We start from the raw sequence: 12,309 nt of genomic DNA, 5'->3' as shown, positions 1-12,309 counted from the left end.
TGTCATTCTTTGACTTTGGAGGTTTTGATCCATGATTACGGTCCACACAAATTCCGATGGCGCGCTGATTGAGGTCGAATTGTCTGGCCAGGTTACCAGCGCTGATTACGCAAACACTCTGGTCCCTGCGATCGAGGCTGCGCTCGCTGAACATGATTCAGTGCGCCTGTTGGCGATCGTTCAGCCCGAATTCAAAGGCTACGATCTGGGCGCGGCATGGTCTGATACCAAGCTGGGCCTGAGTCATTGGCGCGGATTTGACCGGATTGCCGTCGTGGCAGATCAGGGTTGGGTGCAAACCAGTATCAGGTTGGCGGCGCCGATCCTTCCCTGTCCGGTTCAGGTCTTCGAGATGGCTGAATTGGAAGCCGCCCGCCGCTGGATGCGCGAGTCGTTGGGGTCCATTCACGTCACCAATCTGGGTGGTCCATGTGTACAGATCAGTCTGTTGGGCAAGCTGGACCCTGAGGAATACAAACAGGCCGAGAGTGATCTGAATGCCGTGTTACAGGATCGGAAAGGGTTTCGTCTGGTGATCGATCTGCGGGAATTCGATGGCTGGCAGGGGCTGTCCGCGCTGACGGCTCATTTCCGGTTGGCCAGCCGCCATATCGGAATGCTGGATCGCGCTGCAATTGTCGGGGATAAATCCTGGCAGCGTATGGCGCAACGGGTGGCCAGCCATGTTTTGGGAACACGAACACAGTTTTTCCCGTCAGAAGAAATAGACAATGCCAAATCCTGGCTTGCGGCGGGCTGACGCGTGGCGGTGCTGTCCCGTGTCGGGTGTGTTCGGATGTGCTAGAGGTTTTCTGAAAGCGTCTGAAGACCTTCCGAGGGTGGAGTCCCGCTCTGCCATCGCCAACCAATGAGACAGGCAATTTTGAAAGATCCTAGGTTGGGATTCTGCGGTCTCGACGCGCTGGAGTGTGAGGTGACGTAAGGGAACTTGTTTGTTGTTGTGTGTTTTTCTTGATTGATTGGTCAAAATAGATCAAAATTTGCGTGTTTTCCCCGTAATTTCAACGGATAATTTTTGGAACCACACCCCATCGCTGCGGGTCGCCACTCACTCAAATCAACGTTCCAGAGCTTATCCCCTCGTGGCTCGGACGTGACCCGCAGCGATCAAAATTTTATGATATCAGGATACGGGCAATGACGCTCAAGACAGTTTTTTGCAGTATTTTTGGGCGAAGAAGTTCGAATTTACCCGCGGCTGGCGATCTGCCTATCGGCACCACAGCCAAGGGACATCTTCATCCGAAAACCAGCCAATCTGAGATTGCCGATCTCTTCCACGATGAGTTGCGCGGCCACTGCCCGAGCGAAATCATGGCAAGCGATTCAGCCGCCGAGCCCAGCCGGTAGACAGAAATAGTAACCTTGGATGTTACGACTTGTTTAGTCGTGCGGCCCGACCACCGCGCCGTTTGGCCAGTCGCGGTTTGCGAGACGGTAAATCTTCCATGACATCTGCCCGTTCGGTGCTGTCCATTTTCGACCATCTGGAGATCTCGTCAATGGTTCGATAACAGCCGGTGCAGATCCGTTCGGTCGGGTGGACGACACAGATCTGGATGCACGGGCTTTCGACCTCGTTCCGTTTCCAAACCATGTTCGTCATCAGCGGTCTCCGACCCGTTAAAGAAAGCGCAGCCTGTCCAGCGCCCCTTGCAGGATATAGCCTGCCGCAACGTGATCGATAACCTGTCCGCGACGTTTTCGGGTCGTATCCGCCTCAAGCAGGGCCTTTTCCGCCGCAACCGTGCTGAGTCGCTCGTCCCAGAACCCGATGGGCAGCTCGGTCAAACGGGACAGGTTTCGGGCAAAGGCGCGTGTGGATTGACACCTGGGCCCCTCGGAACCATCCATGTTTTTTGGCAGGCCCAGCAGGATTCCCCCGATCTCACGATCTTTCACAATTTCCAACAAGCGCGCGGAATCCAAAGTGAACTTCTTGCGTCGAACCGTCTCAAGGGGGCTGGCGACGCCGCGCATCCGGTCCGAGACGGCCACGCCGATGGTCTTTTCACCCAAATCCAACCCAATCAGTGCCGACATGGGGGGTAATGTCACGGCGAACTCTTCGAACACATCGTGGATCATTCGGGCAACCCGGCTTGTCGCGCTGCGGCATCGATCATGTCCAGCGCGGCCTCGTTCCCGGCAAAGACGTTCAACGCTTCATCCCGGATACCCGTGGCACGCTCTGTTTCACCCAACACGCCAAGCGCCGCGATCAACCGTCCCCATTCTTCAGGGGATCCACCTTCGGTGGCCAGGCGGTCTGACAATTGGTTCACCATGCCTTTGATCATCTCTTGCCGTTCTTCAGGGCTCAGATCGGCTGCGGCAGCCATATCGCCTTGGCTGGGGCCAGGCTGATCCGGTGCGACGCTCATATCAGGTGCGTTGAAGACGCCGGCCCGAAAGGCCAGTTGGTCGATCTGCGCGCGAATGGCATCAGCCCAAGGTGCCCCGGCAGGCGCATCGCGCAGGGTCTCGACCCAAATGCGATAGGCCACATCAGGTCGCCCGACCTGTGCCAACATCTGCCCCCAATAGTACCGGGCCGGACCATGCCGGGGATCGCGGTCCAATGCCTCGGTCAACATTTGCTCAGCCTCGGGCGAGACATAGCCGCCCGCTGCAAGGATCATCATCTCGGCCAGATCGGCATAAGCATCAGCGGTCGCTGACGTTCCAGACAATTCGATGACCCGCTGTTGAGCAGTATACCCAGCGACAAAATTACCTGCGTTTGTCTCGTGTTGCGCCAATAGCGTCTGGCCCTGCACATCGTCTGGTCGCTCAGCAACGGTATCGCGTAACTGCTTGAGAAGGGACGAATAACTTTCATCCAACTGCTGCGGCTGCGGCGGGGTGGCAAGTTCCTCGGCAACGGACTGCGCCGGTCGGTTCACGCGAATCTCTTCCGCCATTTCCATCCGGGCTTTCAAGGGCATGTCCGGCAAGCCGACGGCCCCTAAACGGTGATACATCGCCAAGGCGCCGCCAATCAAACCCAGCGTGAGGACAGCAATCGCGATCGCGGATACCGTTCGCGACGGGCCCGATCCTGATCTGGTCCCTTTCATCTGCGCGTCTGCTGCCAGAATACGCCGAGAGATTTCGGTGCGTACCCGCTCTGCATCAGCCTCACCGATCACGCCACGGGACAGGTCGCGGTCCACACTGGTCAGTTGTTCGCGGTAGACACGCAGATCATAGGCGGCCGCGGGTTCATCGCCCCGGCGACCTCGTAGCATTGTGTAGCTTAGGAATGCCGCAATCAGCAGCGCGACAAGAAAAATCAGAACCCAGAATGTCATGGTCCCTCCGAAGTGGCTGCCTTGACTTAGACCTGCTGAGCGCCGGACAAAAGGGACAAATAGCCGCGAATGGTGTACATGTCGCAATAGTGCGATATTGCGACGTTGTGCGGCAGGGGTAAACTGTCGTCACACGGCATATCTGCGCCCAATCACCGAACCGGATGGATTCGCTTATGAAACATTACTCAGCCTTTGCTGTGGCGCGGGAAGCCCTGCGCTATCACACCGGGTGGGAACGCGCGTGGCGTTCCCCCGAGCCAAAGAAACGGTACGACGTCATCATCGTTGGTGCCGGTGGACATGGTCTTGCGACTGCGTATTACCTTGGCAAAAACTACGGCATCCAGAATGTCGCGGTCATCGAAAAGGGCTGGCTGGGCGGTGGCAACACCGGTCGGAATACCACCATCATCCGCTCGAACTATCTGCAGGACCCGTCGGCCGCGCTGTTCGAAAAAGCGCGCAGTCTGTACGAGGATCTCAGCCAGGACCTGAACTACAACGTCATGTTCAGCCCCCGTGGCGTGATGATGTTGGCCCAGACCCAGCACGAAATCCGCGGCTACCAGCGCACGGCGCATGCCAATGTGCTGCAAGGCGTCAAGACCGAGTGGATCACGCCCGAGCGGGTCAAAGAGCTTGTGCCGATCATCAATATCGACGGCCCGCGTTATCCGGTTCTGGGCGCGCTGTGGCAGGAACGCGGCGGGACAGCCCGTCACGATGCCGTGGCCTGGGGCTATGCCCGTGCCTGTTCGGCGATGGGTATGGACATCATCCAGCAATGCGAAGTCACTGGTGTGCGGTCGGAAGACGGGCGCGTTGTCGGCGTCGATACCACCAAGGGTGCTATCGACTGTGACAAGCTGGGTATGATCGTTGCAGGCCATTCCGGTCAGTTGGCCGAGATGGCTGGGTTCCGTCTGCCTTTGGAAGCCGTTGCACTGCAAGCTCTGGTGTCCGAGCCAATCAAACCGTGCATGGATGTGGTCGTGATGGCCAACACCGTACACGGCTACATGTCGCAATCCGACAAGGGCGAGATGGTCATCGGCGGTGGCACGGACGCGTTCAACAACTACACTCAGCGCGGCAGCTTCCATCACATTGAGGAAACCGTCCGCGCGCTGGTCGAAACCTTCCCGATGATTTCGCGCCTGAAGATGCTGCGCCAATGGGGCGGGATCGTTGATATGACAGGCGACCGTTCGCCAATCTTGTCGAAAACGCCTCTGGGCGGCTGCTTCATCAACTGTGGTTGGGGCACTGGTGGCTTCAAAACCATCCCGGGATCGGGCTGGGGCATGGCGCAGCTGATGGCCACCGGCCACTCACCGCTGACCGAGGCCTTCTCGCTGGATCGCTTCAAAGAAGGCCGGTTCATCGATGAAAGCGTCGCCGCCGGGGTGGCGCACTAAGCGTTGATCAATCCGGACCAATGGGTGCCGGAAACATGAATTCAGGTTGGTCCAAGCATCAACCTACCGCCGAAAGGATGAACATATGCTGATCCTGAACTGCCCCTATTGCGGCGTGGACGCCGAGGAATCTGAACTGGCCGCCGGAGGCGAGGCGCATCTGAAGCGTTTCGGCCCGGGCTCGTCGGATGAAGACTTCCATGACTACCTGTTCATGCGCGAAAACCCCAAGGGTGTTCACCTCGAACGCTGGCGCCATGCAAATGGCTGTGGCAAGTGGTTTCACGCGGCCCGCTGCACGCAAACCCTCGAAGTCTTCGGCACATATTCCGCGCAGGTTTTTGAGCCCCCGAAAAAGATCAAGGATGCCATCACGGCCAAGCGGCCCGGTTGGACCTGGAGAGACTTCTCCTGATGCTTCATCTTTTTAAAAATACTCCCGTCGGAGGCTCCAACACCTCCACCCGCGAAAGGTTCGCAAAATGAGCACCCGTCTCGCAAAACAAGGCCGGCTGATTGACCGGTCAAAAAAGGTCACCTTTACCTTCAACGGCACCTCGATGCAGGGCTACGAGGGCGATACGCTTGCCTCAGCCCTGCTGGCCAATGATCAGATGATGATGGGCCGGTCGTTCAAATACCACCGTCCGCGCGGCGTTGTAGCCAGCGGCGCCGAAGAACCGAACGCTCTGGTCGGTTTGGGGCAGGGCGCCCGGTTCGAGCCGAACCAGCGCGCCACCACGACCGAGCTGTTCAATGGTCTGACCTCTGTGTCGCAGAACCACTGGCCGAATCTGGACTTTGACATCGGCGCAATAAACACTGCCTTTGCCCGGTTCTTGCCCGCTGGATTTTACTACAAGACATTCATCCATCCCAAACCGTTTTGGAAACATGTCTACGAGCCGATCATCCGCCAATCGGCCGGTCTGGGTAAAGCTCCGGACAAGGAAACCAAAGACGCCGACACGTATGAACACTTCTATGCCTTCACCGATATTCTGGTGATCGGCGGTGGTGTTGCGGGTCTGCAGACAGCCAAAGCGGCGGCGCAATCCGGTGCCAAAGTCATGCTGATCGAGCAGACCGCGCATTGGGGCGGTCGCGCTCCGGTTGATGGGGGCACCATCAATGACGAACCTGTGGATAAGTTCGTGGAGCAATTGGTTTCCGAACTCGAAACAATGGACAACGTCACCATGCGATTGCGCTGCATGGGCGCGGGTGTCTATGACCACGGCTACGTGCTGGGTTATGAGCGTCTGACGGACCACAAACCGGGCACACAAGGCCCCCGTCATCGCCTGTGGCGTATCCGGGCCAAGCAGGTCGTGACTGCAACTGGCGCCATTGAACGTCCGCTGTCTTTCGCAGGCAACGACGTGCCGGGTGTGATGCTGGCCTCGGCCATGCGCGACTACGTCGTGAACTGGGGCGTGACCCCGGGTGAGCGCGTCATCATCGCCACCAACAATGACGATGCCTATCGCACTGCCATTATTCTGAAACAGGCTGGCGTCGACGTCCTGTGTGTTGTCGACGCGCGTGCCACTGCCGGGCCACTGGCCGAGGAGGCGCGTCAGCTTGGCATTCGTGTTGATCCGGGCAAAGCCATCGCCAAAGTCAAAGGCGGCAAACGTGTCAAGAAAGTTGCCATCTGCAATCAGGAAGGCGTCGGAGGAGCACGTGAAGAGGTCGAAGCGGATGCGGTCGCCATGTCGGGTGGTTGGTCTCCGGTTGTTCACATGTGGTCGCACTGCGGCGGCAAGCTGATCTGGGATGACGCCAACGCGCATTTCCGCCCCGATCCGTCACGGCCACCTCTGGGCGCGAATGGTGAAGGGTTCGTTCTGGCCGCCGGTGCCTCGAACGGGCCGCTGTCGCTAGGTGAGGTTCTGTCTGATGCACATGCAGTGGGCAAGGCTGCGGCCAAGGCTGCAGGTTTCAAACCAAAGAACACCAAGACACCTGTGGGTGAAACTACCGATGAAGCGCCGATAGAACCGGTCTGGCTGATGCCTGCAAATGCCGAAGTGCAGCTACGGATGAAATCCTGGCTCGACTTCCAGAACGACGTCAAAGTATCTGACGTTCAACTGGCCGCGCGTGAGGGTTATGAAAGCGTTGAGCATACCAAGCGTTACACCACGTTGGGTATGGCCACCGATCAGGGTAAGCTGAGTAATATCAATGGACTGGCAATCCTTGCTGATGCACTGGAATCGGAAATTCCGAAGGTCGGTACCACCACGTTCCGTCCGCCTTATACGCCCATTTCGATGGGGGCGATTGGCGGCGAAGCACGCGGTGAGGTGTTCCAACCGATCCGTCAAACTCCGATGCATAACTGGCACGACAAGAACGGCGCCGATTGGGAGCCGGTGGGTCACTGGCGTCGAACCTATGCCTATGTCCGTCCCGGTGAATCCGTGCATGATGCCGTGAACCGCGAGGTGAAGAACACGCGCGAAAACCTCGGCATGCTGGATGCGTCAACGTTGGGCAAACTGATCGTCAAGGGCCCTGACGCGGGCAAGTTCCTGGACATGATGTACACCAACATGATGTCCACGCTGAAGGTTGGTAAATGTCGTTATGGCCTGATGTGTTCAGAGAACGGCTTCCTGATCGACGACGGCGTTGTCGCCCGCATCGACGAAGATACATGGCTGTGCCACACCACCACCGGCGGTGCCGAGCGTATCCATGGCCACATGGAAGAATGGCTGCAGACCGAATGGTGGGACTGGAAAGTCTATGTCGCCAACGTGACCGAGCAATATGCGCAGGTCGCCGTGGTTGGCCCCAACGCCCGCAAGGTGCTGGAAAAGCTGGGCGGCATGGATGTCAGCAAAGAAGCACTGCCATTCATGGAGTGGCGCGATGGCAAGATCGGAGAGTTCGACTGCCGCGCCTATCGCATCTCATTCTCGGGTGAGCTGTCTTATGAGATCGCGGTACCGGCATCGCAAGGGCAAGCCTTCTGGGACGCTCTGGTGGACGCGGGCAAAGAATTCGGCGTGATGCCTTACGGTACCGAATGTCTGCACATTCTGCGGGCTGAGAAGGGCTTTATCATGATCGGGGACGAGACCGACGGCACCGTGATCCCGCAGGATCTGGGGCTGCACTGGGCGCTGTCGAAAAAGAAAGAGGACTACCTTGGCAAACGCGCCCATTCGCGCAGCCATATGGCCGATCCCGAGCGCTGGAAACTGGTCGGATTGGAGACTGTGGATGGTTCTGTCATTCCTGACGGTGCCTATGCGGTGGGCGAGGGCGTAAATGCCAACGGTCAGCGCAATACGATTGGACGTGTGACCTCGACCTATCACTCGGCCAATCTGGGCAAGGGCATCGCCATGGGCCTGATCAAACACGGTCCCGATCGCATGGGTGAGATTGTCGAGTTCCCGGGAACGGACGGCAAAATCTACAAAGCCAAGATCGTAGACCCGATCTTCTTCGACAAGGACGGGGAGAAGCAGAATGTCTGAACCCATCAGCGCACTGAACCACGCAAGCTACGATGGCATCGCAAAAGTTGAGGAGTGCGGCCTGCAGGGCATGATCACCTTGCGCGGTGATCTGTCCGACAAGGTTCTGGCCAAGGCCGTCAAGGATGCAACCGGGCAGAAAGTGCCCGGCCAGCGTGAGGCATTCATCGACGGCGACACCGGTGTCTGCTGGATGTCCACCGACGAATTGCTGGTGCTGGTGCCTTATGCCGAGGTCGAGGCCAAGCTGGCCACGATGAACAACGCACTCAGCGGTATCCACGCGCTGGCGGTGAATGTCTCGGACGCCCGTGCAGTGTTCCGCGTCTCGGGCGCAAGCGCGCGTGAGGTTTTGGGTAAGTTGGCCCCGGTTGATCTGTCTAAGGAAGCTTTCCAGCCGGGCCAAATCCGCCGCTCGCGCCTGGCGCAGGTGGCTGGGGCGTTTTGGATGGACGATACCGAGACGTTCCGGGTTGTCTGCTTTCGGTCTACTGCGGATTATGTCTTCAATCTACTCAAGGTTGCGGCGCAACCGGGTAGTGAGGTTGGGTTTTACTGATCCCACCATACCCGCAGAAAAGTCACAAACGGCGGCTGTCTTTTCCAAAAGGGCGGCCGCTATCAATTTGATCTTGCACAGCTATTCAATGGTCATTTATGCGGAGGCCGCATTGGCGGTCTCTCCTTAGGATTGTATTGATCTTTTAGTGAAATAAGACCGCAAACATTAGTGTTATTGGTAAAACTTGAAAGTGTAAGAAGATGAAGAAAGCGATAGCCGCCCTGGCATTGACTTTGGCCGCGACCACAGCAAAAGCAGAAGTCCTCACCTATGACTGCACCCTGCACCGGATGGAGCAAGGATGGATATCCGAGCGGGTGGTCCTGAGCGTTGATGCGGAAAATAAGCGTGCGCGCGTTTATGATGCCTACATTCATCACTATAGTGACCAGAAGCCCAAGGATGTAAGGTTCAAGAAAACACGCAAGGGCGAATACAGGCTGATGTGGAAGATGAAAATTCCTGCCAGCAATGGTGGATTGACCTATGTAAGTTATACGGCCACGCTGAACCCGGAAAAACAGCGCCTGGACATGGTGGCAAGGTTCCCTCAGGACAACGTGAGTAACCGGCCAAGTGGCTATGGGGGTTGCTCAGTGAACGCTACCGAGTCGCTTTACGCTTCCTGAGTTCGGTAGGTTCAGCGTTCTCGCTTGCTCAAAATTTGATAGGCCCCGGATTTTCCGGGGCTTTCCTTACTTTGCGGCGTGACACATCCCAACGCCGCTGGGTTTGTTTGTGAAACTGCCGTGGACAAAAGCCATACGAACCGCAACGGTGTTTTTGTCTGGGTTCAGGTTGGCTTGATATCGCACACGGGCATCACCGCCAGCCGACATTCTTTCAGTCCGGCTCCAGATGATGCGGTAGCCTTTCGCGCCGCGGTTCTTGAGCTTTCCATCGGTCCAGTCCTGAAAGCTGCTTGTGGCTTTGGCCTTGCCTGTGTCCGCATCAACCTGAAACGCATATTCCTTGGCGATCCAACCGTGGCTGTCCTGTTTTGTCATTTTGCAATTGTAAGTGACTGTTTCTGCAATGGCGCCGTTTGCAAAGAATGCCGCCAAAGCAATAGTGCTGAGGTACTTCATTTTGTTCCTATTTCTTTGTAGCCAAGTACGGGAAATTTCAGCTACGCCAAGAATGAACAAGGGGTTCGCGCCAATTTTCCAGAATGTCTGAGGAGGTTTGTCAATTGCGCAACAGCAGTGTTTTGTATTGGGCAAGAGCGTCCGGATTCAGCAACCCTTCGGCGGTGACCGGTTGGGATTTTTCGTCGGTGATGTCGGAATAGAAATCCAAAAGGTCCAGCAGGGTTTTCGTCCGATCCAGCCGATCTTCTGCTGACAACAGCGGGGCGTGCAAAGACAACAGCAGGGTGGGGCGCTGTTTCTTCAGCCAGGCAATCAGAGTGGGCAATACGAAATACTCGGCCCCTTCGATATCCATCTTGACCAGCGATACGCCGGAAAGGTCATTCGCGACCTCAAACTGATCCCATGCAATTGTCAGGGCATCGCTGCCATGTGTGCCGTCATGCAGCAGGGAACTGGTGGAATCGCCCGGTTCTCCGCGTACCGAGGCCATGCGGGCCACGCCGAACTTGTCCGACAGCGCTACACCAAAGGCTGAAACGTTGTGGATGTCGTTCAGATCAATGTTCCACGCCAGATATCGGAATGCGGTAGGGTCGGGTTCGAAACACCACACCTGCCGGGCCTTGCGGGCACCGTAAAGGACGGTTGGTCCGATCCAGGCACCGATATCCAGATAGTCGCTGTCGGGCGAAAGATGCTTGTCGAGAATGGTGAAGGTTTCAGGCTCCCACGCTCCGGCTGAGGCTTTGCGCCAGAATTTCGAATGATAAGGATCCAGGCGGAACGGCTCTCCATTCAGGTTGCCTGCATAGTATCCGCGGGCGCGGTAGAACATCTTGCGCGCCTGTGTCAGCATCGCGGACCTCCGGGTTTTGTGATCTCGGCTCTTGACCTGCGGCACTTGCCAAAGCATTTAACCCTTGGGAAACGCAACTTACATTTTTAACAGGGGGCCGAGATGGCTTTTGAACTTCCTGATCTTCCTTATGCACATGATGCGCTGGCAGCCAAGGGTATGTCCGCGGAAACGCTGGAATATCACCACGATCTGCACCACAAAGCATATGTCGATAACGGCAACAAGCTGATCGCCGGGACCGAGTGGGACGGCAAGTCGCTGGAAGAGATCATCGTTGGCACCTACGATAAGTCTGCCGTCGCGCAAAATGGTATCTTCAACAACATCAGCCAGTTGTGGAACCACAACCAGTTCTGGGAGATGATGGGCCCTGACGGCAACGCCATGCCTGGTGAGCTGGAAAAGGCGCTGACCGAAAGCTTCGGCTCGGTTGACGAATTCAAATCGCAGTTCAGCGCTGCTGGTGCTGGTCAGTTCGGCTCGGGCTGGGCATGGCTGGTCAAGAACGCTGACGGCTCATTGGCTGTGACCAAGACCGAAAACGGCGTCAACCCGCTGTGCTTTGGCCAGACCGCGCTGTTGGGCTGTGACGTGTGGGAGCATTCCTACTACATCGATTTCCGTAACAAGCGTCCGGTTTACCTGTCGAACTTCCTCGACAATCTGGTGAACTGGGAAAACGTCGCGTCGCGGATGTGATCCATTGACCCTTTAGCGGGTCATCAAGGGCCTGCTGGCGGAAACGCTGGCAGGCTTTTTTGTTGCCAATCAGGCTATCTTTGGTGTTGGACCCTGCCAATTCGGTTTGCGGTTACGCCCAAGATCATGATGGCGAACTGTCCAAATGGACCCACTGGCCATCACCGGTGGAAAGCTGCCGATACGTCAACTTTCGATATCTGCCCCCATTGTAAGCCGCCCCGCAATGCATAGCTGTTTCAGGCGGGAGGAGAGAGCCGCCAACCAACTGAAAAACAACTGGGCAGCGCGCCGAAAATCCATTGGCGCGCCACAATAAAGATGTGCCCAACGGGTGAGGGATACCCACAGAAAACCGTATCAGGAGATCACAATGGTCGCACTTGCACAGGGAACATGGGTAATAGTAGCCGACGGAGAAAAGGCGTTGTTCATGGAGAACATCACCGATGCCGAAGACCCAAATCTGGTTGTTGTATCGGTCGAAGAACAAGACCTGCCAATTTCCAAACCGTCAGATCGGGCCGGGCGTCGATATGATCGTGGACCAAATCAAAAGTCGGCGGTCGAGGAAGTAACCTGGAAAAACCATGCCAAGTCTCTGTTCGTGCAGGACCTTGCTAACTTGCTGAATCGCAAGGGTCTGAAAGGCGCGTATAAGCGGCTGGTTCTCGTGGCCAGCCCACATGTCTTGGGCCTGTTACGCCGTCGCCTACACAGCGAGGTTTTAGCCAAAGTCGTGGCAGAGGTGGATAAGACCCTGACAAACCATCCGCTACACAAAGTCGAACAAATCCTGACACAGCGTCTGAAACCTGCGGCCCGCTTGGCCTGATCACTCT

The 12,309-nt window shown here is 56.9% G+C and carries 14 protein-coding genes; 9 read left to right on the top strand and 5 right to left on the bottom strand.

Annotation, left to right across the window (positions count from 1 at the left end; translation table 11 throughout):
- Nucleotides 1–31: 31 nt before the first annotated feature.
- Together HW561_RS07910 and HW561_RS07905 are read left to right on the top strand one after the other, a co-directional pair.
- Entirely contained in the window at nt 32–760 is a 729-nt protein-coding gene (locus HW561_RS07910) for a SpoIIAA family protein (RefSeq protein ID WP_176863393.1), read from the top strand.
- A 398-nt stretch (nt 761–1,158) separates the two neighbouring features.
- Nucleotides 1,159–1,371: a hypothetical protein gene (locus HW561_RS07905; RefSeq protein WP_176863390.1), complete on the top strand. Its 213-nt coding sequence runs from the start codon at nt 1,159–1,161 to the stop codon at nt 1,369–1,371.
- Between the two features lie 22 nt (nt 1,372–1,393).
- Here HW561_RS07905 and HW561_RS07900 read toward each other — a convergent pair whose 3' ends face one another.
- From HW561_RS07900 to ccmI, 3 genes are read right to left on the bottom strand one after another with little or no spacing between them, the layout of a single operon-like run.
- A complete protein-coding gene (locus HW561_RS07900) occupies nt 1,394–1,627 on the bottom strand; it encodes a DUF1289 domain-containing protein (RefSeq protein WP_176863388.1) in 234 nt (77 codons plus the stop codon).
- A 17-nt stretch (nt 1,628–1,644) separates the two neighbouring features.
- Entirely contained in the window at nt 1,645–2,109 is a 465-nt protein-coding gene (gene ruvX, locus HW561_RS07895; RefSeq protein ID WP_176863386.1) for a Holliday junction resolvase RuvX, read from the bottom strand.
- Nucleotides 2,106–3,335, bottom strand: a complete 1,230-nt coding sequence (ccmI, locus tag HW561_RS07890) for a c-type cytochrome biogenesis protein CcmI (RefSeq protein WP_176863384.1) — start codon at nt 3,333–3,335, stop codon at nt 2,106–2,108. The genes ruvX and ccmI overlap by 4 nt, the downstream gene beginning before the upstream one ends.
- Before the next feature lie 176 nt (nt 3,336–3,511).
- On the opposite strand from ccmI, the gene HW561_RS07885 reads away from it, so the two are divergent.
- The 5 genes from HW561_RS07885 (at nt 3,512) to HW561_RS07865 (ending at nt 9,444) form a co-directional block, all read left to right on the top strand.
- Nucleotides 3,512–4,756 carry a sarcosine oxidase subunit beta family protein gene (locus HW561_RS07885; protein ID WP_176863382.1) on the top strand — a complete coding sequence of 415 codons (1,245 nt, stop codon included), beginning with the start codon at nt 3,512–3,514 and terminating at the stop codon, nt 4,754–4,756.
- A gap of 85 nt (nt 4,757–4,841) precedes the next feature.
- Nucleotides 4,842–5,171 carry a sarcosine oxidase subunit delta gene (locus HW561_RS07880; RefSeq protein ID WP_176863380.1) on the top strand — a complete coding sequence of 110 codons (330 nt, stop codon included), beginning with the start codon at nt 4,842–4,844 and terminating at the stop codon, nt 5,169–5,171.
- Nucleotides 5,172–5,238: 67 nt separating this feature from the next.
- Nucleotides 5,239–8,253, top strand: coding sequence for a sarcosine oxidase subunit alpha family protein (locus HW561_RS07875; protein WP_176863378.1), 3,015 nt, complete (start codon nt 5,239–5,241; stop codon nt 8,251–8,253).
- Nucleotides 8,246–8,812 (top strand): sarcosine oxidase subunit gamma, encoded by a 567-nt coding sequence (locus HW561_RS07870; RefSeq protein WP_176863377.1) that lies wholly within the window; start codon nt 8,246–8,248, stop codon nt 8,810–8,812. Before HW561_RS07875 ends, HW561_RS07870 begins: the two co-directional genes overlap by 8 nt.
- A gap of 203 nt (nt 8,813–9,015) precedes the next feature.
- Nucleotides 9,016–9,444 (top strand): hypothetical protein, encoded by a 429-nt coding sequence (locus HW561_RS07865; RefSeq protein WP_176863375.1) that lies wholly within the window; start codon nt 9,016–9,018, stop codon nt 9,442–9,444.
- 66 nt (nt 9,445–9,510) lie between these two features.
- Here HW561_RS07865 and HW561_RS07860 read toward each other — a convergent pair whose 3' ends face one another.
- Nucleotides 9,511–9,903, bottom strand: a complete 393-nt coding sequence (locus HW561_RS07860; RefSeq protein WP_176863373.1) for a hypothetical protein — start codon at nt 9,901–9,903, stop codon at nt 9,511–9,513.
- A gap of 100 nt (nt 9,904–10,003) precedes the next feature.
- Nucleotides 10,004–10,765 (bottom strand): FkbM family methyltransferase, encoded by a 762-nt coding sequence (locus tag HW561_RS07855; RefSeq protein ID WP_176863371.1) that lies wholly within the window; start codon nt 10,763–10,765, stop codon nt 10,004–10,006.
- Between the two features lie 102 nt (nt 10,766–10,867).
- Here HW561_RS07855 and HW561_RS07850 point away from each other — a divergent pair, with 102 nt between their 5' ends.
- On the top strand, nt 10,868–11,467 hold the full coding sequence (locus tag HW561_RS07850; protein ID WP_176863369.1) for a superoxide dismutase: 600 nt from the start codon (nt 10,868–10,870) through the stop codon (nt 11,465–11,467).
- Nucleotides 11,468–11,840: 373 nt separating this feature from the next.
- Nucleotides 11,841–12,302: a host attachment family protein gene (locus HW561_RS07845; RefSeq protein ID WP_176863367.1), complete on the top strand. Its 462-nt coding sequence runs from the start codon at nt 11,841–11,843 to the stop codon at nt 12,300–12,302.
- The last annotated feature ends 7 nt before the right edge of the window (nt 12,303–12,309 follow it).

The organism is Ruegeria haliotis, from assembly GCF_013377785.1.
Classification (GTDB): Bacteria; Pseudomonadota; Alphaproteobacteria; order Rhodobacterales; family Rhodobacteraceae; genus Ruegeria; species Ruegeria haliotis.
The sequence above is the reverse complement of the archived record's forward strand: the minus strand, read 5'-3'. Positions and strand labels throughout refer to the sequence as shown.

Excerpts from the sequence above, each read along its gene's own strand:
- HW561_RS07870 (WP_176863377.1), top strand. The coding sequence starts at position 8,246 with ATGTCTGAACCCATCAGCGCACTGAACCACGCAAGCTACGATGGCATC.
- HW561_RS07855 (WP_176863371.1), bottom strand. The coding sequence starts at position 10,765 with ATGCTGACACAGGCGCGCAAGATGTTCTACCGCGCCCGCGGATACTAT.
- HW561_RS07905 (WP_176863390.1), top strand. The coding sequence starts at position 1,159 with ATGACGCTCAAGACAGTTTTTTGCAGTATTTTTGGGCGAAGAAGTTCG.
- HW561_RS07865 (WP_176863375.1), top strand. The coding sequence starts at position 9,016 with ATGAAGAAAGCGATAGCCGCCCTGGCATTGACTTTGGCCGCGACCACA.
- ruvX (WP_176863386.1), bottom strand. The coding sequence starts at position 2,109 with ATGATCCACGATGTGTTCGAAGAGTTCGCCGTGACATTACCCCCCATG.
- HW561_RS07910 (WP_176863393.1), top strand. The coding sequence starts at position 32 with ATGATTACGGTCCACACAAATTCCGATGGCGCGCTGATTGAGGTCGAA.
- ccmI (WP_176863384.1), bottom strand. The coding sequence starts at position 3,335 with ATGACATTCTGGGTTCTGATTTTTCTTGTCGCGCTGCTGATTGCGGCA.
- HW561_RS07875 (WP_176863378.1), top strand. The coding sequence starts at position 5,239 with ATGAGCACCCGTCTCGCAAAACAAGGCCGGCTGATTGACCGGTCAAAA.
- HW561_RS07860 (WP_176863373.1), bottom strand. The coding sequence starts at position 9,903 with ATGAAGTACCTCAGCACTATTGCTTTGGCGGCATTCTTTGCAAACGGC.
- HW561_RS07900 (WP_176863388.1), bottom strand. The coding sequence starts at position 1,627 with ATGACGAACATGGTTTGGAAACGGAACGAGGTCGAAAGCCCGTGCATC.
- HW561_RS07845 (WP_176863367.1), top strand. The coding sequence starts at position 11,841 with ATGGTCGCACTTGCACAGGGAACATGGGTAATAGTAGCCGACGGAGAA.
- HW561_RS07850 (WP_176863369.1), top strand. The coding sequence starts at position 10,868 with ATGGCTTTTGAACTTCCTGATCTTCCTTATGCACATGATGCGCTGGCA.
- HW561_RS07885 (WP_176863382.1), top strand. The coding sequence starts at position 3,512 with ATGAAACATTACTCAGCCTTTGCTGTGGCGCGGGAAGCCCTGCGCTAT.
- HW561_RS07880 (WP_176863380.1), top strand. The coding sequence starts at position 4,842 with ATGCTGATCCTGAACTGCCCCTATTGCGGCGTGGACGCCGAGGAATCT.